Origin of the sequence: Rhizobium sp. CSW-27 (genome assembly GCF_018760785.1) — a bacterium.
Classification (GTDB): Bacteria; Pseudomonadota; Alphaproteobacteria; order Rhizobiales; family Rhizobiaceae; genus Neorhizobium.
The window spans coordinates 413,734-433,542 of sequence record NZ_JAHHZO010000001.1; the positions used below are offsets into that span (position 1 = coordinate 413,734).

At 66.7% G+C, this 19,809-nt stretch carries 24 protein-coding genes; 18 read left to right on the top strand and 6 right to left on the bottom strand.

What is annotated here, in order from left to right; translation table 11 throughout:
* Nucleotides 1-119 precede the first annotated feature (119 nt).
* The 3 genes from KLP42_RS02110 to KLP42_RS02120 all read left to right on the top strand — a co-directional run bounded on the left by KLP42_RS02110 (nucleotide 120) and on the right by KLP42_RS02120 (nucleotide 3,260).
* A complete protein-coding gene (locus KLP42_RS02110; RefSeq protein ID WP_215564375.1) occupies nucleotides 120-1,580 on the top strand; it encodes a phospholipase D-like domain-containing protein in 1,461 nt (486 codons plus the stop codon).
* Between the two features lie 31 nt (nucleotides 1,581-1,611).
* Nucleotides 1,612-2,235 carry an exopolysaccharide biosynthesis protein gene (locus KLP42_RS02115; RefSeq protein ID WP_215564377.1) on the top strand — a complete coding sequence of 208 codons (624 nt, stop codon included), beginning with the start codon at nucleotides 1,612-1,614 and terminating at the stop codon, nucleotides 2,233-2,235.
* A gap of 197 nt (nucleotides 2,236-2,432) precedes the next feature.
* Complete coding sequence (locus KLP42_RS02120; protein ID WP_215564379.1) at nucleotides 2,433-3,260, top strand: aldo/keto reductase; 828 nt, start codon at nucleotides 2,433-2,435, stop codon at nucleotides 3,258-3,260.
* 51 nt (nucleotides 3,261-3,311) lie between these two features.
* Here KLP42_RS02120 and KLP42_RS02125 read toward each other — a convergent pair whose 3' ends face one another.
* Both KLP42_RS02125 and KLP42_RS02130 read right to left on the bottom strand, forming a co-directional pair.
* Nucleotides 3,312-3,899, bottom strand: a complete 588-nt coding sequence (locus KLP42_RS02125) for a YqaA family protein (RefSeq protein WP_215564381.1) — start codon at nucleotides 3,897-3,899, stop codon at nucleotides 3,312-3,314.
* 110 nt (nucleotides 3,900-4,009) lie between these two features.
* Entirely contained in the window at nucleotides 4,010-4,486 is a 477-nt protein-coding gene (locus KLP42_RS02130; protein WP_215564383.1) for a MarR family winged helix-turn-helix transcriptional regulator, read from the bottom strand.
* A gap of 186 nt (nucleotides 4,487-4,672) precedes the next feature.
* Here KLP42_RS02130 and KLP42_RS02135 point away from each other — a divergent pair, with 186 nt between their 5' ends.
* The 3 genes from KLP42_RS02135 to KLP42_RS02145 all read left to right on the top strand — a co-directional run bounded on the left by KLP42_RS02135 (nucleotide 4,673) and on the right by KLP42_RS02145 (nucleotide 6,323).
* Nucleotides 4,673-5,095, top strand: coding sequence for an organic hydroperoxide resistance protein (locus KLP42_RS02135; RefSeq protein ID WP_215564385.1), 423 nt, complete (start codon nucleotides 4,673-4,675; stop codon nucleotides 5,093-5,095).
* 96 nt (nucleotides 5,096-5,191) lie between these two features.
* On the top strand, nucleotides 5,192-5,575 hold the full coding sequence (locus tag KLP42_RS02140) for an MbcA/ParS/Xre antitoxin family protein (protein WP_215564387.1): 384 nt from the start codon (nucleotides 5,192-5,194) through the stop codon (nucleotides 5,573-5,575).
* Entirely contained in the window at nucleotides 5,535-6,323 is a 789-nt protein-coding gene (locus KLP42_RS02145) for an RES family NAD+ phosphorylase (RefSeq protein ID WP_215564389.1), read from the top strand. Before KLP42_RS02140 ends, KLP42_RS02145 begins: the two co-directional genes overlap by 41 nt.
* On the opposite strand, the gene KLP42_RS02150 is transcribed toward KLP42_RS02145, so the two are convergent.
* Nucleotides 6,295-6,741: a MarR family winged helix-turn-helix transcriptional regulator gene (locus KLP42_RS02150; RefSeq protein WP_215564391.1), complete on the bottom strand. Its 447-nt coding sequence runs from the start codon at nucleotides 6,739-6,741 to the stop codon at nucleotides 6,295-6,297. The two genes, KLP42_RS02145 and KLP42_RS02150, sit on opposite strands and share 29 nt — an antisense overlap.
* A 74-nt stretch (nucleotides 6,742-6,815) precedes the next feature.
* Here KLP42_RS02150 and KLP42_RS02155 point away from each other — a divergent pair, with 74 nt between their 5' ends.
* The 3 genes from KLP42_RS02155 to KLP42_RS02165 all read left to right on the top strand — a co-directional run bounded on the left by KLP42_RS02155 (nucleotide 6,816) and on the right by KLP42_RS02165 (nucleotide 8,917).
* Nucleotides 6,816-7,544 (top strand): DUF899 domain-containing protein, encoded by a 729-nt coding sequence (locus KLP42_RS02155; protein WP_215564810.1) that lies wholly within the window; start codon nucleotides 6,816-6,818, stop codon nucleotides 7,542-7,544.
* Between the two features lie 49 nt (nucleotides 7,545-7,593).
* A complete protein-coding gene (locus KLP42_RS02160; protein WP_215564811.1) occupies nucleotides 7,594-8,061 on the top strand; it encodes a DUF1579 domain-containing protein in 468 nt (155 codons plus the stop codon).
* Between the two features lie 61 nt (nucleotides 8,062-8,122).
* A complete protein-coding gene (locus KLP42_RS02165) occupies nucleotides 8,123-8,917 on the top strand; it encodes a VOC family protein (protein WP_215564393.1) in 795 nt (264 codons plus the stop codon).
* Between the two features lie 22 nt (nucleotides 8,918-8,939).
* Here the strand turns inward: KLP42_RS02165 and KLP42_RS02170 are convergent, their stop codons facing one another.
* Nucleotides 8,940-10,307, bottom strand: a complete 1,368-nt coding sequence (locus tag KLP42_RS02170) for an MFS transporter (protein ID WP_215564395.1) — start codon at nucleotides 10,305-10,307, stop codon at nucleotides 8,940-8,942.
* A gap of 59 nt (nucleotides 10,308-10,366) precedes the next feature.
* Between KLP42_RS02170 and soxR the strand changes: the two genes are divergently transcribed.
* The 5 genes from soxR (at nucleotide 10,367) to KLP42_RS02195 (ending at nucleotide 13,665) form a co-directional block, all read left to right on the top strand.
* Complete coding sequence (gene soxR, locus KLP42_RS02175) at nucleotides 10,367-10,837, top strand: redox-sensitive transcriptional activator SoxR (RefSeq protein WP_215564398.1); 471 nt, start codon at nucleotides 10,367-10,369, stop codon at nucleotides 10,835-10,837.
* An 86-nt stretch (nucleotides 10,838-10,923) separates the two neighbouring features.
* Complete coding sequence (locus tag KLP42_RS02180; RefSeq protein ID WP_215564399.1) at nucleotides 10,924-11,280, top strand: HNH endonuclease signature motif containing protein; 357 nt, start codon at nucleotides 10,924-10,926, stop codon at nucleotides 11,278-11,280.
* Nucleotides 11,281-11,406: 126 nt separating this feature from the next.
* Nucleotides 11,407-12,210: a DUF2243 domain-containing protein gene (locus KLP42_RS02185; RefSeq protein WP_215564400.1), complete on the top strand. Its 804-nt coding sequence runs from the start codon at nucleotides 11,407-11,409 to the stop codon at nucleotides 12,208-12,210.
* Between the two features lie 81 nt (nucleotides 12,211-12,291).
* Nucleotides 12,292-13,308, top strand: coding sequence for an aminoglycoside phosphotransferase family protein (locus tag KLP42_RS02190; protein ID WP_252192696.1), 1,017 nt, complete (start codon nucleotides 12,292-12,294; stop codon nucleotides 13,306-13,308).
* Between the two features lie 54 nt (nucleotides 13,309-13,362).
* On the top strand, nucleotides 13,363-13,665 hold the full coding sequence (locus tag KLP42_RS02195) for an alkylphosphonate utilization protein (protein ID WP_215564401.1): 303 nt from the start codon (nucleotides 13,363-13,365) through the stop codon (nucleotides 13,663-13,665).
* Nucleotides 13,666-13,720: 55 nt separating this feature from the next.
* Here KLP42_RS02195 and KLP42_RS02200 read toward each other — a convergent pair whose 3' ends face one another.
* Nucleotides 13,721-13,861, bottom strand: coding sequence for a hypothetical protein (locus tag KLP42_RS02200; RefSeq protein ID WP_215564835.1), 141 nt, complete (start codon nucleotides 13,859-13,861; stop codon nucleotides 13,721-13,723).
* Nucleotides 13,862-14,074: 213 nt separating this feature from the next.
* On the bottom strand, nucleotides 14,075-15,688 hold the full coding sequence (locus tag KLP42_RS02205) for a helicase HerA-like C-terminal domain-containing protein (protein WP_215564403.1): 1,614 nt from the start codon (nucleotides 15,686-15,688) through the stop codon (nucleotides 14,075-14,077).
* A gap of 58 nt (nucleotides 15,689-15,746) precedes the next feature.
* Here KLP42_RS02205 and KLP42_RS02210 point away from each other — a divergent pair, with 58 nt between their 5' ends.
* The 4 genes from KLP42_RS02210 to KLP42_RS02225 all read left to right on the top strand — a co-directional run bounded on the left by KLP42_RS02210 (nucleotide 15,747) and on the right by KLP42_RS02225 (nucleotide 19,777).
* Nucleotides 15,747-16,763, top strand: a complete 1,017-nt coding sequence (locus KLP42_RS02210; protein ID WP_353844787.1) for a YihY/virulence factor BrkB family protein — start codon at nucleotides 15,747-15,749, stop codon at nucleotides 16,761-16,763.
* 146 nt (nucleotides 16,764-16,909) lie between these two features.
* Complete coding sequence (locus KLP42_RS02215) at nucleotides 16,910-17,299, top strand: hypothetical protein (protein ID WP_215564404.1); 390 nt, start codon at nucleotides 16,910-16,912, stop codon at nucleotides 17,297-17,299.
* A 121-nt stretch (nucleotides 17,300-17,420) separates the two neighbouring features.
* Entirely contained in the window at nucleotides 17,421-18,242 is an 822-nt protein-coding gene (locus KLP42_RS02220; protein ID WP_215564407.1) for a CPBP family intramembrane glutamic endopeptidase, read from the top strand.
* A 164-nt stretch (nucleotides 18,243-18,406) separates the two neighbouring features.
* Nucleotides 18,407-19,777, top strand: coding sequence for a serine hydrolase (locus KLP42_RS02225; RefSeq protein ID WP_502941254.1), 1,371 nt, complete (start codon nucleotides 18,407-18,409; stop codon nucleotides 19,775-19,777).
* The last annotated feature ends 32 nt before the right edge of the window (nucleotides 19,778-19,809 follow it).

Below are 19,809 nucleotides of genomic sequence, written 5' to 3' on the forward strand. Positions count from 1 at the left end.
TCTCTTCCTGCCGTTCTGGCACGGCTATGCGGCACAAATTCGATGACGATCACATTTTCCGGAACAAACCGGCCGCGCCCGGCGTCTTGTGGGGTCTGGTCGCGGCAACGGAAGAAGGCATGAGATCCATATTGGCGGAGGGAGAGACCTGCTGGCGCTTGGCCGAGGCGGAGCGCTTTTCGGTGATCGTGGATGCCGCAGGCTTCTTCCTGTGCGCCCGGCAGGCCATGCGCAAGGCGCGCCGCTCCATCATCCTGATCGGTTGGGATTTTGACACCCGCATCCGTCTGACCCCGCAGGAGTCGGAGCATGACGGGCCCGACCGGCTGGGCCGCTTCCTGGAACATCTGGCGCGGCAGACCCCTGAGCTGCAGATCCATATCCTCAAGTGGGATCTGGGGCTGCTCAGTTCGATGACGCGCGGCGAGACGCCGATCCACATGCTGCGCTGGATGCTGTCCCGCCAGATCCACCTGAAGCTCGACCGGGCGCATCCGCCGCTGGCCGCCCACCACATGAAGCTTCTCGTCATCGACGATGCCATCGCCTTCTGCGGCGGGATCGACATGACGGTCGGCCGCTGGGACACGCGCGAGCACCGCGAGCATCACCCGCTGCGCCGCTCGCCCTTCGGCCTTGCCGAACCGCCCTGGCACGATGCCACCACCTGCGTGTCCGGCCCGGCGGCCCGGGCACTGGGCGATCTTGCCCGCGACCGCTGGCGCATGGCGACCGGGGAGGAACTGCGCCCGGTCGACAGCAGGACCGATGCCTGGCCCGAGGCCCTGGAGCCGGATCTCCGGAATGTGCCGATCGGCATTGCCCGCACCTCGCCGCGCTACCGCGACCGCCGCGAGGTGGTGGAGAGCGAGACGGCGACGCTCGCCATCATCGCCTCGGCGCGCAAAAGCCTCTACATCGAGAGCCAGTACTTTGCCTCGCGCCGCATCGCGGATGCCATGTCCCGGCGCCTTGCCGAACCGGACGGGCCGGAGATCGTCATCATCAATCCGATGAGCGCCAGCGGATGGCTGGAGGAAAAGACGATGGACACCGCCCGCGCACGGATGATCGAGCGCGTCAAGGCCGCCGACCGCTTCGACCGTTTCCGCATCTTCTATCCCGTCAATGCTCACGGGACGGCAATCTATGTGCATGCCAAGATCATGATCGCCGACGACCGCATCCTGAAACTCGGCTCCGCCAATCTCAACAACCGCTCGATGGGCTACGACACCGAAAGCGACGTGATCCTGGAGGCGCAGGAGGAGGATGCGGCGGTGCGCGAGAGCATCCGCCGCCGGCGCGACGATCTGCTGGCCGAACATCTGGGCGTCGAGACCGAAGCCGTGACGGCCGCCATCGGGACTTCCGGCGGCTCGCTGCTGGAGGCGATCGCCGCCCTGTCGCGCCCGGCCGGGCGGGGCCTCAGGCCGGTGGAGCGGCGCCCCATGCGGCTGGATGACGAACTGGTGGCCGAATCCGATCTGGTCGATCCCGAACGGCCGGCCGGTGTCGGCTACCGGACATCGCGCTTTCTGCGCAACCGGTTCGGCCGGCGGCTGTTTCCCTCACGCTGACACCGAAGCAACCTTCTGGCGGGCAAGACCCATGAACGATACGCGGACGGATACCGACAGGGATGGCAAGGCACCGGAGGGGGTGCGCGAGGTACTGCAGGCGATCGCAGACCTCGGCGAGGAGCGCCGGGCGGTGAGCGTCGCCGATATTCGCGCCACCATCGGCGAACGTTCCTTCGGCCCCTTCCTGCTGGTACCGGCACTGATCGAACTCAGCCCCATCGGCGGCATTCCGGGCGTGCCGACGGCGCTGGCCCTGATCATCAGCCTGTTTGCCGTGCAGATCCTCGTGGGGCGCCGGCACCTGTGGCTGCCCCGCTTCATCGAGCGCCGGCAGATCGACGGCGACCGCCTGAAGAGCGCGATGGACAGACTGATGCCGGTGGCCCGCTTCATCGACCGCCTGCTGCGGCAGCGCCTGACCTGGCTGACGCACGCGCCCTGGCGACAGGTGGCGGCGGGCCTCTGCATTGCTCTGTGCCTCACGGTGCCGCCGCTGGAACTGGTTCCGTTTGCCAGCAGCGCGCCGACCGGCGCCATTGCCCTGTTCGGTCTTTCCCTGATGGCGCGCGACGGCCTGCTGACCGTGCTGGCCGGCTTCGTGTCGCTTGGCGCCCTCTATCTGGTCTATACGGTGGCTGCCGGCGTGGCCTGAGGCGAAGAGCAGGAGCCGTCCCCACCGGATGAACATCCGGGGAATGCCGCTGCACACAGAGCGCGCCCCCGGCAGGAGGCGACCGCAGCCGACGGCCGCGCTTGACCTGCCCCATCGGGAACCCATGTAGACGGGGTTTCCCTTTCCGGCGGCCCTGACCGCCACCCATCCGAAAACCCCATCCGCAAGGAGAGATCATGCATACAGTCAGCGCCAATGGCGCCAACATTCCCGCCCTCGGTTTCGGCACCTTCCGCATGCCCGGCGAGGACATCCTGCGTGTGCTGCCGAAGGCGATCGAACTCGGCTTCCGCCACATCGACACCGCACAGATCTATGGCAACGAGGCCGAGGTGGGTCAGGTGATCGCCGATTGCGGCGTGCCGCGTGACGAGATCTTCCTCACCACCAAGGTCTGGGTCGACAGGTTCGCGGCCAGGGATTTCTCCGCCTCCGTCGATGAGAGCCTCAGGAAGCTGAAGACCGATCACGTCGATCTACTGCTGCTGCACTGGCCGCAAAGTGACGTGCCTTTGGCCGAACGCATGGAAAGCCTCAACGCCGTGAAGACGGCCGGCAAGGTGAAGCATATCGGCATTTCCAACTTCAACATCGCGATGATGAACGAGGCGGCGAGCCTCTCGGACGCGCCGATCGCCACCAACCAGGTGGAGTACCACCCTTATCTCGACCAGTCGAAGCTGCTGGATGCCGCCCGCGCCAAGGGCATTTCGCTGACGGCCTATTACCTGATGGCCGATGGCAGGGTGCCGAAGGATCCGGTGCTGCAGGACATTGCCGCCCGCCACGGCAAGACCGCCGCCCAGGTGGTGCTGCGCTGGGCCGTGCAGCAGGACGGCGTGATCGCACTGTCGAAGACGGCCACCGAAAGCCGCCTGAAGGAAAACTTCGACGTGTTCGACTTTGCGCTGTCGGCGGACGAGATGCAGGCGATCCACGCGCTGGCCAAGCCCGATGGCCGCATCGTCAACCCCGGCCACCTGCGCCCGCCGCACTGGGATTGACTTGATCGGCTACGCACCCGCCAGCAGCGTCCCTCTGGCGGGTCTCAACCTTCAGTGGCGCAGCATGTAGACCGCATAGACGCCGATCAGCGCGGTGGCGGCCAGGGCGGTGATCAGCTTCAGGCGCTTCTCGATGAAATGGCGCATGTCCTCGCCATAGGTGTTGAGCAGCCATGCCAGCGCGAAGAAGCGGGCGCCGCGGGCGATGATGGCCGACAGGATGAACAGGCCGAGATTGAAGTTGGCGACGCCGGACAGGATCGTCACCACCTTGATCGGCGGCAGATGGGCAAGGCCGGAGGTGACGAGCAGAAGCAGGATCGTCTTCCAGTCGACGGAAGCGGCAAGGCTGTCGAAGGTGTCGAGCTTGCCGTAGAAGGCCAGCACCGGCCTTGCCACCGCCTCGAAGGCATAATGGCCGATGGCCCAGCCGAGGATGCCGCCGATGACCGAGGCCGTGGTGGCAATCGCCGCATAGAGATAGGCGCGGCGCGGACGCGCCAGCACCATGGGAATGAACAGCACATCGGCCGGCACGAGGAAGAAGGAGCTTTCCACGAAGGCGATGACGGCCAGCCACCAGGCGGCAGCCTTGCGCGCGGCAAGCGCCATGGTCCAGGCGTAGAGATTGCGAAGCATCGGCAAAATATCCCCAGATGGAAACGATCAGGTCATGCAAAAGGCATAGGCAGCCATGGCTGCCAGATCGGGGATATCCTTCGCCTCGGCCACATGCAAGGTGCCGCGGCTCAGGGCCGGCCGGAATCCAGCCGCTCCCCCGCCGCGACCAGCTTGAGCTTCAGATCCTGCAGCCGGTCGCGTAGCGAGACGATCTCATCGAGCCCGCAGCCGGTGGCGCCGGCAATGGCGGCGGTCACGCTTGCGGCATCCGCCTCGAGCGCCCTGCCCTTCTCCGTCAGCGTGATGTTGACCTGCCGCTCGTCGCTGCGGGCGCGGGTGCGGGTGACGAGGCCCGCCTGCTCAAGCCGCTTCAGGAGCGGCGAGAGCGTGCCGGAATCGAGGCCCAGCGCCTCGCCGAGCCCCTTCACCGGCTGGCCATCCCTTTCCCAGAGGCTGATCATCACCAGATATTGCGGATAGGTGAGGCCGAGCGGCTCCAACAGCGGCTTGTAGGCGCGCGAGAAGGCGTGTGCTGCGCCATAAAGCGCAAAGCACAGCATCTGGTCCAGCCGGATCGTTTCGCCGGTTTGATCGTTGTCTGACATGGCGGGTCCTGACTTCATCGCGCATCGCTCTAGTTTTTCCATTGTCGCAGGCTTGACGCCGGACTTCAATGCGCATAAATGTATTGCACGCAATTTAATTGCGCAATACGGAATTCAGGCCGATGCGATCTCGGCCGCCGCAGACACCCGCAAACGTCAACAAGACCTCAACCCAAGGAGACGATCATGGCCATTCTCTACACCACCAAGGCATCCGCCACCGGCGGCCGCGCCGGCCGCGCCCATTCGGAAAACGGCGTTCTCGACGTCACGCTGACGGTTCCGAAGGAACTGGGCGGCGATGGCGCCACCGGCACCAACCCCGAACAGCTGTTTGCGGCGGGCTATTCCGCCTGCTTCCTCGGCGCGCTGAAGAACGTTGCCGGCAAGGCCAAGGTGAAGATCCCGGAAGACACCACGGTCACCGCAACCGTCGGCATCGGCCCGCGCGATGACGGCACCGGCTTCGGCATCGAAGTCTCGCTGCTGGTCAACATCCCCGGTCTCGACAAGGCGCAAGCGGAAGATCTGGTCGCCAAGGCCCACATCGTGTGCCCCTACAGCCACGCCATGCGCACCTCGACAGAGGTTCCGGTCTCGGTGGCCTGAACCATCGGACAGGGACGAAACGGAAAGGGTCGCGCAAGCGGCCCTTTCATTTGACGGGTTCCATGCTATATTCTTTCGCATGAAAGGATGATGTCCATGAACATGCATTCCCCCTCCCGAGCCGATCCCGCCGCGGAAGGCGCGGTGGTCAGCAAGGCCGTGATGAAGGCGGCGGAGCGGCTCGGCATCAGCGGCCGGGCGCTTGGCGGCATCCTCGGCCTGTCCGAAGCCTCCGTCTCGCGCCTTAAGCGGGCCGAACTGACGCTATCGCCCGGCGAAAAGAGTTTCGAACTCGCGCTCCTGTTCATTCGGCTGTTCCGCTCGCTCGATGCGATCACCGGCGGTGACGAGACGGTGGCAAAGGCCTGGCTGCGCAACGAAAACACCGCGCTCGGCGGCATTCCGCTGGACAAGATCATCACCATTGCAGGCCTCATCGATGTCCTTGCCTATCTGGACGCCCGACGCGCTCTCGTCTGAGATCCTGCCCGTTCGCGGCGCGTTCTGGCGGCTGGTGGAGGCGCAGCATCAGGTTTCAACCATGAAGCTGGTGGAGACCAGCGAGGAGCAGGCGCTGCTCGAAACGCTGCTGGACGAGACCAAGCCGCAGCTGCCGCCCGAGGCGCGCGGGCTGGATTATCTGCTCGCCACCCCCTTCCGCTATGGCGCAGCCTATCCGCATGGCTCCCGCTTTCGCCGGGCCGGCAGAACGCCGGGCGTCTTCTATGCCGCGGCCAGCGTGGCCACCGCGGTTGCCGAAATGGCCTTCTACCGGCTGCTGTTCTTCACGGAATCGCCCGCCACAGCCCTTCCCGCCAACCCGGCGGATTACACCGCCTTTGCCGTCAGCATCGCAACCGAGCGCGGCCTCGATCTCACCCGCCCGCCGCTGTCGCGCAATCGCGAGGCCTTTGAGCATCCGACGGATTACGCGGCCTGCCAGGCGCTGGCCGAGACGGCGCGAACAGCCTCGATCGACGCCATTCTCTATCGCTCGATCCGCGACCCCGCACGCGGCATGAACATCGCGCTTCTCAACGCGCGCGGCTTTGCGCAACGCGAACCGACGGAACGCCAGAGCTGGCGCATCCATCTCTCGGCCGGGCATGTGCAGGCGCTGTGCGATTTTCCACGCCACAGGCTGGGTTTTTCGCTGGCGGATTTTGCCGCCGACCCGCGCCTTGCGGCGCGGTTCGACATCAGCGGATCGACCCCAGATCGGCCCTGAGGCGCTGGGGACCACCCTCTCCGAGCAGGTCGTCGACTGCGGCATGGGTGTCGCGCCAGACCGGCACGGCGCGCGCAAGAAGCGCCGCGCCCTCCGGCGTCAGCTTCAGCAGGCGGCTGCGGGCATCCTTCGGGTCGGCCACGCTTTCCAGAAGGCCGCGCCGCTGCAGCGGCTTCAGCGCCGCCGTCAGCGTGGTGCGATCCATGTCGAGCAGCTGCGCGACCGAGCCCATCGTGGCGGGCTGCGGCCGGTTCAGCGACATCAGCAGGGAAAACTGGCCATTGGTCAGGCCGAGCGGCCTCAGCGCCATATCGAAGCGGCGCGCCAGCGCGCGGGCCGCGCGCTGCACATGCAGGCACAGGCAGGTATCGCGCACCTCCAGCGTAACCGAAAAGGGAATCACATTTTCATTTGACATGCCTTATATACGTTGATATCAACGTAATTGTCAAGATCAACGCCATCGGGAGGATGAAGATGGTCGGGAATGCGATGGAGCATGCCGTGGTCTCGCGGGAGGAATGGCTTGCAGCCCGCCAGGCGCTGCTCGTCAGGGAAAAGGAAATGACACGGCTGCGCGATCAGGTGAACCGCGAGCGGCTGGCCCTGCCCTGGGTGAAGGTGGAGAAGGACTATCGCTTCCACACGCCATCAGGCGAACAATCGCTGTCCGAGCTGTTTGACGGCCGCAGCCAGCTGATTGTCTACCATTTCATGTTCGGCCCGGACTGGGAGGCCGGCTGCCCCGGCTGCTCCTTCCTCGCCGACCATCTGGATGGCACGCTGCCGCATCTCAATCATCACGATGTGACACTCGTCTGCGTGTCACGCGCACCGCTCGACAAGATCGAGGCCTACAGGCGCCGCATGGGCTGGCGCTTTCCCTGGGTCTCCTCCTTCGGCAGCGATTTCAACTTCGATTTCGGCGTCTCCTTCACGCGTGAACAGCTGGCGGAGGGCTCCGTCTTCTACAATTTCCGCGACACGCCGAGCGCCAAGGCGCATGACGAGCTGCCCGGTCAATCCGCCTTCTTCAAGGACGGGCAGAACCAGATCTTCCACACCTATTCCTCCTATGCCCGCGGCGGCGAGGAGATGCTGGCCACGATGATGATCCTCGATCAGGCGCCGCTCGGGCGCAATGAAAGCGGGACCATGGATTTCATCCGCCGCCACGACGAATACGAGGATCAGCCGAAGGCCAATGGCTGCTGCCACTGAGCCCGCCCCTGAGACATGACGCACCAACCGGAGGGAAAAGCCCATGGACATGCCCATGCCGCAACCGCGTGCCGAGCACGCCTTCCTGCAAAGGCTCGTCGGCCGCTGGCGGGTTTCGGCCGCCGACATGAGCGACGGCGGCGACTGGATCGAGGAGGTGCGCTCGCTGTCCGGCATCTGGTTCGTGGCGGAAGGCCGCGGCAACATGCCGAACGGCGCGCCTGCCACCACGCTGCTGACACTTGGCCATAACGGCGCGACCGGCCGTTATCTCGGCAGCTGGATCGGCACGATGATGGAGCACATGTGGGTCTATGACGGAGACCTCTCCGAGGACGGCTCGACGCTCAGCCTCTACACGACAGGCCCGAGCTTTTCCGATCCGACCGTCACACAGGCGTATCGCGAACAGATCATCTTCACCGGCGAGGACACCCGCATCTTCACCTCCAGCGCCGGCCAGCCGGATGGTGGCTGGCACACCTTCATGCGCGCCGATTACCGGCGCCTTGCCTGAACGCATTGCCCGGCGGGCGTTCGCCCCGCATCTCACCGGAACCATCGCAAAAGGATCGCCCATGCCCTCTCCCACCCACGGCACCTTCATCTGGTGCGAGCTGATGACCACCGACATGGACAAGGCCGCCGCCTTCTACACCGCCGTGACCGGCTGGACGACGAAGACCATGCCGATGCCCGGCATGGAGGGCGAAGATTACGGCATTTTCGACACCCGGGCCGGTGACGCGGATTGCGGGGTTGCGGGTTACATGATCCTGCCGCCGGAAATGGAGGGCCAGATCCCGCCGAACTGGACGGGCTATGTCGGCGTAGACGACGTGGAGGAGACGGTGCGCCAGGTGGTGGCCGAGGGCGGATCGATCCGCAAGGAGCCCTTCGACGTGCCGTGCGTCGGCCGCATGGCGGTGGTGGCCGATCCGCATGGCGCGGTTCTGTGCATCATGACGCCCGTTTCGATGGACAATCCGCCGCCGATGGCTGCCCCCGGCAGCCCCGGCACCTTCGGCTGGAACGAGCTTTACGCCAATGACGGGCGCGAGGCGTTCGCCTTCTACGAAAAGCTGTTCGGATGGACGCTGGACCAGGCCATGCCGATGGGGGACATGGGCGATTATCTGATCTTTGCCCATCACGGCCGGCAGATCGGCGGCATGATGACGCGGCCGCAAAGCGTGCCGGTGGCCTGCTGGTCCTATTACATCACCGTGCCCTCGATCGGCGCGGCCATCGAGCGGATCAGGGCCGGCGGCGGCACCGTGGTGTTCGGCCCGCAGGAGGTGCCGGGCGGCAGCCAGATCGTGCAGGCCACCGACCCGCAGGGCGCCTATTTCGCGCTGGTGGGCGGCGCCTGAGACGAGACGCCCCGGATGCGTGTCAGGCGCCCGGCGGCTTCAGCCGCACGCCGCGCGCCGCGACAAGGGAGAGCGCCGCCATCAGCATGGTGACGCCCCACAGGGCAAAGATCCGCGGTGCCGGCGGCTCTGCCGCCAGCCGTGCCGGCAGGTTGAACAGCGGGCCGACGCCGCCGAGAAAGCTGGCGCCGATCACATAGCCGCCGGTTTCCACGGACGGTAGCAGGGCGCTCGTCGTCATGCGGTGCTCGGGATCGGCATCCTCGATGATCGCCTGGCTGGCGCTGCCGAACACCATGGCAAAGGCCGCGCCATTCAGCACCTGCCCCGCCAGAACCAGTGGCAGCAAGCCGAAATAGAGCCCGTTCGCCACCAGGGCTGCTCCCAGCACCTGCGACAGCGGGCCGATGCGCAGGATGGCCTGCCGCCGTTCCGCCGTGCGGATGCCGCCGATCGGGAAGGCGGCCACGCTCCAGCTGAGCGACAGCGTGATCAGCACCAGCCCCACCTCGACGGGCGACAGCTGCAGGCGGTGATGCAGCGTATAGGCGAGGAACACGGTGGACACGCACTGGCCGCCCGTCATCAGCAACAGCAGCCAGCTGCCGCGCCCGACGGTGGAGGAGAAGCCGAACAGCCGTGGCGGCAGCAGGCGATGCGGCACGAGCGGTGTCTTTGCCCGCCCTTCCCGCGGCAACGCAAACGGCATGGCGAGGAAGAACAGCGCCAGAAGCGGGAGACTGACCGACAGCGCCGGACGCCAGCCGAAATGCTGCACCACCAGTCCGCCAGCAAAAGGGCCGAGGATCGCCGCCATGGCCCAGACCACGGCTTCGGTGGAAAAGACGCGCGGCACCAGACGCGAGGGAAACAGATCGGCAATCAGCGTGTAGCAAAGCGCCACGATCCAGCCATCCGCCAGCCCCTGCACGGCGCGGCCGAACAGCAGCAGCAGGGCGGACGGGGCCGAGACCTGCAGAAGGATGCCGATGCAGTAAAGAAGCCCGGCCAGCATCAGCGCCCGGCGCGCCCCGAACCGGCGGCGCAGCGGCGCGGCCGACAAGCCGCCGGCAATCACCAGCGTGAAGAAGGCGGCATAGATGAAAGGCAGCAGCGCCAGGCCGCCGAGCGCCTCCATGGCAAGCGGCAGCACCGGGGCAATCGCCACCTCATTGAAGGCATGCAGGCCGATGCCCGCCGAAACCGCCATCAGCCGCAGGCCATAGGGTGCCGAAAGCAGCGCGCGCCAGCCGGTGGCCGCATCTGCCGCAGGCACCTCGGCAACCGCCGCGCGCGACACCACATCCCCCGGCACGCCGCCCGTCGCCGGCTTTGCCGCGGCAGGCCCGGCCGTTGCCACCTGTTTCGAACCACTCGTCATCTGATCCATGTTCCCATCCGATCCTTTTGATCTTTTCACGACCGGACAGAGCCTGTAGAACCTCAAGAATGGTTGAGGTCAAGGCGAAATCGGCGGAACGTGCCGTGCGGCGCGAGCTTTCGGTGGGCGAGGTCGCCCGCCGTGCTGGCGTTGCCGTCTCCGCCCTGCATTTCTACGAGGCGCAAGGGCTGATCCGCAGCCAGCGCGCGCCGAGCGGCCACCGGCGCTACGGCCGCGACGTGCTGCGCCGCATCGCGGTGATCCGCGTCGCACAGGCGGCAGGGCTGAGCCTGAAGGAGATCGAACAGGCCTTTGCCCGGCTTCCCGAGGCCCGAACGCCGACGGCAAAGGACTGGGCGAGACTGTCGGCCGGCTGGCGCGACCTGCTCAACGAGCGCATCCGCCAGCTCACCCGCCTGCGCGACGACCTGACCGGCTGCATCGGCTGCGGCTGCCTGTCGCTTGACCAGTGCCCGCTGCGCAACGCCGCCGACCGGCTGGGCGAGAGCGGTGCCGGCGCACGGCTTTTGGCGGAGTGAGGGCAGAAGCCGGCGGCGCCGGTGCCCCCTTCCCCCGCCGCCGCCGCAATCCTATCTCTGCAGGAAGGATCCACACCGGAACGGGCATGGCACGCAAGCATCGGGAAAAGGTCGCGCAATGGTATCATCCGCCGGAGGCGGAGATCTGTCCCCTGTGCGGACGCGAGATCCCGGAGGATCAGCGCGACCTGCATCATCTGGTGCCGAAGAGCCGGGGCGGCCGGGTGACAGAGGCGTTGCACCGCATCTGCCACAAGCAGATCCATGCTCTCTTCTCCGAGGCCGAACTGGAGACGGACTATTCCACCGTCGAGGCGCTGCTCGCCCATCCCGACATGGCAAAATTCGTGGCCTGGGTTTCCCGCAAGCCGCCGGGCTTTCAGGATGGCGCGCATCGCAGCAAGCGGCGGCGCGAGATGCAGAAACCTTCCGCCCGCTGGTAGCCCCGCCTGCAACCTTCCGCCCTCCCCTCCGTTTGCCGCGCACGGAACGCGATCGCAGCCGGCACGAGGCGGCGTCGGCCGAACCACAATTCCGGCACGGGACGGAGGGTGAAGCGAATGCAGGCGATGGCAAGGCGGACGCCGCACGGCAATGACGCGGGCGGCAAAGGCACGGGCGCGGCGGGCTATCTGATCGGCTTCGGGCTCGGCGGTTTCTTCGACGGAATCCTGCTGCATCAGATCCTGCAATGGCACCACCTGCTGTCCGCCGTCGACGCCGTGCGCGGCGACCTGCGGCTGCTGATCCTGTGGGACGGGCTGTTTCACCTGGCGATGTATCTCATCACCGGTCTTGGGCTGTGGGGTCTGTGGCGCCATCGTCAGCGGCTTGCAACTGCGGGCGGCGACCGGCGGCTGATCGCCCAGTCCCTGCTCGGCTTCGGCAGCTGGCATGCCGTCGATGCGCTTTTCTCCCACTGGCTGTTCGGCCTCCACCGCATCCGCATGGGCGTGGACAATCCTCTTGCCTGGGATCTTGGCTGGCTGCTGCTGTTCGGCCTGCTGCCGGCGCTGGTCGGCTGGCGGCTTCTGCGGGGACCCGCGCCGCCGGCGGCAGGCAGCCGGCGCGGGGCGGCATTTCTGGCAATGCTCGCCCTGCTTGCCGCGCCGATCGCCGCACGGTCTCCCGACTCCGCCTCCGGCGCCACGCTGATGCTGCTTCGCCCCGGCACCTCGCCCGGCATGGCCGCCGCCGGCCTGCAGGCGAGCGGCGCCCGGCTGTTGTGGAGCAATGCACAGGACACCGTCTGGGCCGTGGACCTGCCGGAAGGCGCCGATCGCGGCGTGCTCTACCGCCATGGCGCGCTGCTGCTGGGCAATGGCCTGCTGCCCGCCGGCTGCCTGGACTGGTTTGCGCCGCCCGCCACCTGAGCGCCGCCCGCGGCTTGCCCGCCATTCCGCAGGGCGGCAGGCGCTGCCCGGTCCGTCATCAAACTGCCGGCAGCAGCGGCTATGGCAACCGCGACGGACGGGTATCACGAGGGCAAGATCATGGCGGACACAGGCGCAGCGGGCAAGGACACGGCCGATCAGGGCAAGGCATGCACCGCCGATGACCGGCGGGCCGTGTCCCAGGAAACGGCGGCGGCGCTGGTGGCGGCACAGTTTCCGCAATGGGCAGCGCTTCCCGTTCGCCCGGTCGACGTCAACGGCTGGGACAATTGCACCTTCCGTCTGGGCGATGCGATGAAGATCCGCATGCCGACCGCCATCCGCTATGCCGCGCAGGGCGAAAAGGAGGCGCGCTGGCTGCCGCATATCGCCGCTCACCTGCCACAAAGCGTCGCGCACGAGCTTCCCGTGCCGGTGGCGATCGGCCGGCCGGGCGGAGACTATCCCTTCCCCTGGGTCATCCAGAGCTTCATTCCCGGCGAGAGCGCGGCGGCCTCGTCCGCCGTGGACCGCATCGCGCTTGCCGCCGACCTTGCCGACTGGCTGCTGGCGCTGCACCGGGTGCCGGTGGCGGATGCGCCGCCGGCCGGGCCGCACAATTTCTTCCGCGGCGGCGATCTTTCGGTCTATGACAGCGAAACGCAGGCCTGCCTGACGCGCGCCGCGGGACGCTATGACCGGGCATCGGCCGCAGCACTCTGGCAGGCGGCCCTCTCCTCCCGCTGGCAGACTGCACCTGTCTTCGTGCATGGCGATATATCGGCCGGCAATCTTCTGCTGCGCGACGAAAAACTTGTCGCCGTCATCGATTTCGGCTGCATGGGCGCGGGAGACCCCGCCTGCGATCTGATGATGACCTGGACCTTCTTTGCCGGCGAAAGCCGCGCGCTGTTCCGCAGCCGCCTCGGCCTTGATGCGGCAACCTTTGCCCGCGCCCGTGGCTGGGCGCTGTGGAAGGCATTGCTGGCACTCGACAAGCCGGACACGGACGATGGCACCGCCCATCAGGCCGCGCTGCTCGTCATCGAGACCCTGCTTGCCGAACACCGGGCGGCAGAGCACGGCGCCCCGCTTTGACTTCCGAGCCGCCAAGGCCTATGGCGCCTGAAACACCAGCCAAGGAAGAACGCCATGAGCGCCGATGACGACGATTACATCTATGACGAAGCAAGCGGCGAATGGCGCCCGGCCTCCGAGCTGAAGGCAGAAGCCGCCAAGGCCTCGGAAGTGCGCGACGCCTCCGGCAACCTGCTCGCCGACGGCGATTCCGTCGTGCTGATCAAGGACCTCAAGGTAAAGGGCGCCGGCCAGACCCTGAAACAGGGCACCGTCATCCGCTCCATTCGCCTGACCGACAACCCGGAAGAAATCGACTGCCGGCACGAGACGATCAAGGGCCTGGTGCTGCGCACGGAATTCGTACGCAAGCGGTGATGATTTGGGGGGCAAGGCGCGCCGGCTTTGCGGCGGGCCTCCCTTCTGCGGGCGCTTACGATCCGCCGGTTTCGTTTTTCTTCTTCTCCTGATCGTGGTGCCACTTGATGGCATAGAACATGCCCACGCCCAGCACGAGGATCTTCAAGGGGAAGAAGACGTAGGGGAACCAGTCCCAGATGTCGGATGTATTCACGGGCGTACTCGATCTTGCCTATTGTCAAAATGCCGTAGCGCGAAACGCATGCGAACGACATCGGCCATGTTGACGCAGATGAGCTCGCCGCAGCGTCGATGACGGGGCACGGGCGGTCCTGGCTCCCCTTTTGCGGGCCGCCTGCCGGCCGGACAAGCCAGGAACGGGGTTCGGCCGTTGCGGCCGGACGCGACAACGCCGTTCTTCCCGCCCCTACCGCTTCAGGCTTCCCAGAATGCCCCGCACAAGCGCGCGGCCGAGCTGGTTGGCGACCTGGCTCGCGACGGAGCGGGCGGCACTCTTCATGGCGGCCTCCAGCACGGTTTCGCGCTGATAGCCGCTGGAGCGGGTGCCGCGCGGGCTGCGTTGCGGATCGCGCGCCACGTCTTCCGAAGCGGGATCGAAGCCCGGCAGTTTCCAGCGACCGGCGGCCTTGTCTGCCGGCGGCGTGTGGCGGGGGCTTTCCCAGGGCGAGGCGGAGGGCTGCGGTTCGGGCGATGGGACCGCAGCGGCCTCGACGGACTTTCCGGCGCGGGCCATGAGGATTTCGAAGGCGGATTCGCGGTCGAGATCGGTGTCGTAAAGGCCGGCAACCGGGCTTTGCGCCATCACCTGCCGGCGCTCCTCGTCTAAGAGCGGGCCGATGCGGGCGGCGGGCGGGCGGATCAGCGTGCGTTCCACCACCGAGGGCGCACCCTTGCCTTCGAGGGTCGAGACCAGCGCCTCGCCGGTACCAAGCAGCGTGATCGCCTCTTCCGTGCGGAAATCCGGATTGGGCCGGAAGGTTTCTGCGGCCGTCCGCACCGCCTTCTGCTCGCGCGGGCTATAGGCGCGCAGCGCATGCTGCACCCGGTTGCCGAGCTGGGCGAGCACCGTTTCCGGCACGTCGAGCGGATTCTGGGTGATGAAATAGATGCCGACGCCCTTGGAGCGGATGAGGCGCACCACCTGTTCCACCCGCTCCAGCAGCACCTTCGGCGCCTCGGAAAACAGAAGATGCGCCTCGTCGAAGAAGAAGACCAGCTTCGGCTTGTCCGGATCGCCCACTTCCGGCAGCGCCTCGAACAGTTCGGACAGCAGCCAGAGCAGGAAGGTGGCGTAAAGCCTCGGATTCATCATCAGCCGGTCGGCGGCAAGCACGGAGATGACGCCCCGCCCATCGGGCGCCGTGCGCATGATGTCGGTGATCTCAAGCGCCGGCTCGCCGAAGAAATGCTCCGCCCCCTGGCTTTCAAGAACGAGCAGGCCGCGCTGCAGCGAGCCGATCGAGGCCCTGGAAACGAAGCCGAAGCGCTCGGAAATCGCCGTGGCCTCTCCGGCCATGTAGGTCAGAAGCGCCTGCAGGTCCTTGAGGTCGAGCAGCGGCAGGCCGCCCTCGTCGGCAATCTTGAAGGCGATGTTCAGGACGCCCTCCTGCGCCTCCGTCGCATCCATCAGCCGGGCCAGCAGCAGCGGCCCCATCTCGGCAACGGTGGCGCGAACCCGGTGGCCCTTCTCGCCGTAGAGATCCCAGAAGATCACCGGGAAAGCGGCATTGTCATAATCGGCAAAGCGGATTTCCTCCGCCCGCTTCAGCAGAAAATCCTTCGGTTCACCGAGGGCGGCGATGCCGGAAAGATCGCCCTTGATGTCGGAGCAGAACACCGGCACGCCGGCCGCCGAAAAGCCTTCCGCCAGCATCTGCAGCGTCACCGTCTTGCCGGTGCCGGTGGCGCCGGTGACGAGTCCGTGGCGGTTGGCGAGCGACAGCTGCAGATATTCCGGCTTCTTCAGCCGGTCATCGGGGTGGCGGCTGGCGCCGATGAAGAGTTTTCCCGCCTCGTCCATGCAACCGGCCTTCTCTCCGTTCGTTTCGGTCACACGATGTATAGGCCGGGCCGGGCGGATGGGCAACGCGGACGGCCTCGGCAACCAGCAGGAGCGGCAGACGATGGCGCAGACCACGGCAGGCGATGGCAGGGCACGCGGACGCGAGGCGGAGCGCCCGAGCGACATTCCGGCCCGCGGTCTGATGGACGTGCTGTGGCGCGTCTGGGGCGCGCTGCAGGAGGACCGGGCCATGCTGGTGGCCGCCGGCGTGACCTTCTATCTGCTGCTGGCCATCTTCCCGGCCATGACGGCGCTCGTCTCGCTCTACGGCTTCGTTGCCGATCCGGCGGCGATCACCGAACGGCTGTCCTTCCTGCGCGAGATCATGCCGGCCGATGCGCTGAACCTGTTCTTCGGCCAGTTGCAGTCGCTGGCCGGGGAGCAGCGCAGCGCGCTCAGCTTCGGTCTCGTCTTCGGCCTGTGCGTGGCGCTGTGGAGCGCCAACAACGGCGTGAAGGCGCTGTTCGAGGCGATGAACATCGCTTATGCGGAAGAGGAGAAACGCAGCTTCCTGCGGCTCAACCTGGTGGCCTTCGCCTTCACGCTTGGCGGCATGGTGGGCGTCATCCTGCTGGTCATCGGGCTCGGCGTCGTTCCGGCGCTGATCGCGCTGGTCGATCCCGCCGGCGCGGCCGGCCTGATCATCAACCTGCTGCGCTGGCCGGTGCTGCTGGTGCTGGTGGCAATCGGAATCAGTCTGCTCTACCGCTACGGTCCGAGCCGCGAACGCGCCAAGCTGCGCTGGGTGAGCTGGGGCGCCGGGCTTGCGGCGCTGCTGTGGCTTGCCGGATCGCTCGGCGTTTCCTTCTACCTGACGCGGATTGCCGATTACAACGCCACCTACGGCGCGCTTGGCGCGCTGATCGGCTTCCTGTTCTGGACCTGGATTTCCGCGATCATCGTCATCCTGGGCGCGGAACTCAATGCGGAACTGGAACACCAGACCGCCCGCGACAGCACCACGGGACCGGAACAGCCGATGGGCCAGCGCGGCGCCACCATGGCCGATACGCTGGGCGAAACCCGCTGCTGACGCCGGGCGGCCCGCTTGCGGCCGCGCCCTCTTTCCTTTTGCCGCATCGAGATTTCATCACGACATGCTACCCAGCCCGGACGGCTTGCATCCGGCCGGCGATTTATTTACCTTGACGTTAACGTCAAAAACCTGAGGAGAGTTTGATGAACGAGCTGGTTAGCCGCGTGGCAGACAATGTGGGCATCGCGCCGGACACTGCGGAAAAGGCCGTGGGCATGATGCTGGGCTTCCTGCAGCGCGAGGCCGATGACGGCGCGGTGGCCCGCATGATCGAGGCCATTCCCGGCGCGCCGGAACTGGTGGCGAAGTTCAACGGCGAAGGCGCCGGTGGCGGCGGGCTGCTCGGCGGGCTGATGTCGGCCTTCGGCGGTGGCGTGATGGCGCTCGGCCAGCAGTTGATGTCGCTCGGCCTCGGCATGGGCGAAATCACGGCACTTGCCCGCGAGACCATCGCCGTTGCCCGCGAACATGCCGGCAGCGAGACGGTGGACGAAGTGGTCAATTCGGTTCCGGGCCTGTCGCAGTTCGTCTGACGCCGTTTCCCAAATCCGCACGGCCACCCGTAGCGTGGCCGTGCGATAGGCTGCACCGGGGCGGCGGCCGGACAACCGCCGCAGGATATCAGCACGTTTCTACCGGGAGAAGCTAAGGGCAATGGCGCCGTCATCGCAAGTGCTGAAGGCTTTCATCGGCTTCGGCCTGCTGGCCTGTCTGTTCACCTGGATCTGCTGGCTGCCGCTGGCCTTTATCCCCGGCGCCGCCGCTTCCCCGCTGCGCTACCTGCATCTGATCGGCAGTCTTGGCCCGGCGCTTGCCGGCATCATCTGCACCGGCCTCTGCGGCGGACGCCCGGCCCTTCGTCAGCTGCGGCAGCGCCTGCTGCTCTGGCGCGTGCCCTGGCCCTGGCACGCTGCCGTCTGGTTCGGTCCCTTCCTGCTTCTGGCAATCGCCGAGATTGCCGCGTTCGGCTGGGCGGCGGGCGATCCGCGCAGCTGGTTGACCCGCAGTGCGGAATACCCGGCCCTTCCCCTTGCCGCTTATTGGGCCGCCACGCTGGTCTTCTACGGCTTCGGCGAGGAAATCGGCTGGCGCGGCTTTGCCCTGCCGCTCCTCCAGACCCGGCTGCACCCCGTACTTGCGACGCTTCTTGTGTCCGGCCTCTGGGCGCTGTGGCACTGGCCGCTTTTCCTGTTTTCGCCCGGCCTGAGCACGCTCGATGCGCCCGGCGTGGTCGGCTGGCTGTTCAGCCTGGTCACCGGTGCCTTCCTGCTGACGACGATCGTCAACCGCACCGGCGGCAGCCTGCTGCTCGCCGCCGGCTTCCATGCCACGATGGACATCGCCTTCCTGGGGCCGGCGCCCGTGATGATGATCGTCGGTGCGCTGACGACGCTGCTCGGCGTGCTGGCGGTCGTGGATTGCCTGCGGCGTGGAAAATCCCCGTTGCACAGGGTGACCCTCTCGTCCTGCCGCTGAGCCCTGCCACACCTTGCCAACACCACCCGGACGCCTCATGCTGGCACAGGCAGCCGCCGCTCTTCACCCTCCGTTAAGCCCGTCGGCAATCTCTAAAATTCGAACGAATTTGTTGCCGCAAAGCAGCCTTATGCATGGCATTCTTCATCCGAACGGGGACCGGAATGACGAAGATCGCGCAGGCTTTTTCGATGATGTTGGGAATGGCGGCGCTTCTGCTCGGCCTTGGCCTTGCGGCCGCGCCGGCCCAGGCGGGCTATGCGCATTTCGTCATGGACGCCAATACGGGCAAGGTGCTGGCGGCGGAAAATGCCGACGTGCTGAACCATCCCGCCTCGCTGACCAAGATGATGACGCTCTACATGACCTTCGAGGCGCTGCGCGACGGGCGCCTCCGATGGGACCAGAAGATCGTCATGTCGCGCAATGGCGCCAGCACCATTCCCTTCAAGCTCGGCATTCCCGCCGGCCAGACCTACACGGTGCGCGAGGCCGTCTATGGCATGGCGGTGAAATCCGCCAATGACGTGGCCGAAGGCATCGGCGATCATCTCTACGGCTCGGAAGAAAAATTCGGCCAGGCGATGACCCGCAAGGCCCGCCAGCTCGGCATGAGCCGCACCACCTTCCGCAACGGCTCCGGCCTGCCGGACAGCCGCCAGGTGACGACGGCGCGCGACATGGCAACGCTCGGCCTTGCCCTGATGCGGGATTTCCCGAAGGAATACCGCATCTTCGCCACCCGCTCCTTCAGCTTTCGCGGCCGCACCATCCGTGGCCATAACCATCTGATGTATCGCTACAATGGCATGGACGGCATCAAGACCGGCTATATCAATGCCAGCGGCTTCAACATCGTCAGCGCCGTCAACGACAACGGCAAGCGCGTGATCGGCGTGGTGCTGGGCGGACGCACGGCAAAGGCCCGCGACAACCGCATGGCCGCCCTTCTCGATGCCGCCATGCCGCAAGCCAGCATTCGTCGCGGTGCGGCACCGCAGGTGGTGGCCGGCGGCGTAGACCTGCCGGAACGTGGCGTGCCGCTGCCGGTCATGCCCGCGCATCGCGATCCGGTCGGCCGCAAGATCACGGCCCTGCAGGAGAGATCCGCGGACCTTGCCTATGCCGCACCGGCGCAGCCCTCCCCGGTCGCGGCACCGGTGATGGCCGAGGCCTCGCCCGTTTCCGCCCCTCTCGTTTCCACCCCCATGGCCTCAGCCCCGACACCGCCCGCCGGCCTTTCCGCCCCGCCGGCCGGCATCCCCTTCGCCGTGGTCAGCAATGCCGGCTGGGCGGTGCAGATCGCCGCCACCCGCAGCCAGTCGGAAGCCATCGCCATCCTGTCGCGGGCCATGCCGGCGCTCGATAGCCGCTTCTCGGGCGTGACACCCTACACCCAGACCGTCAGCGGCCGCTCCGGCCCGCTGCACCGCGCCCGCTTCTCCGGTTTTGACAGCCGCGACGCCGCCCAGTCCGCCTGCCAGGCACTCGCCGCCAGCCGCTTCGACTGCATGGTGGTCGAGGCCGACGGCTGAACGACGAAAGGCGCCACGACGGCGCCTTTCAA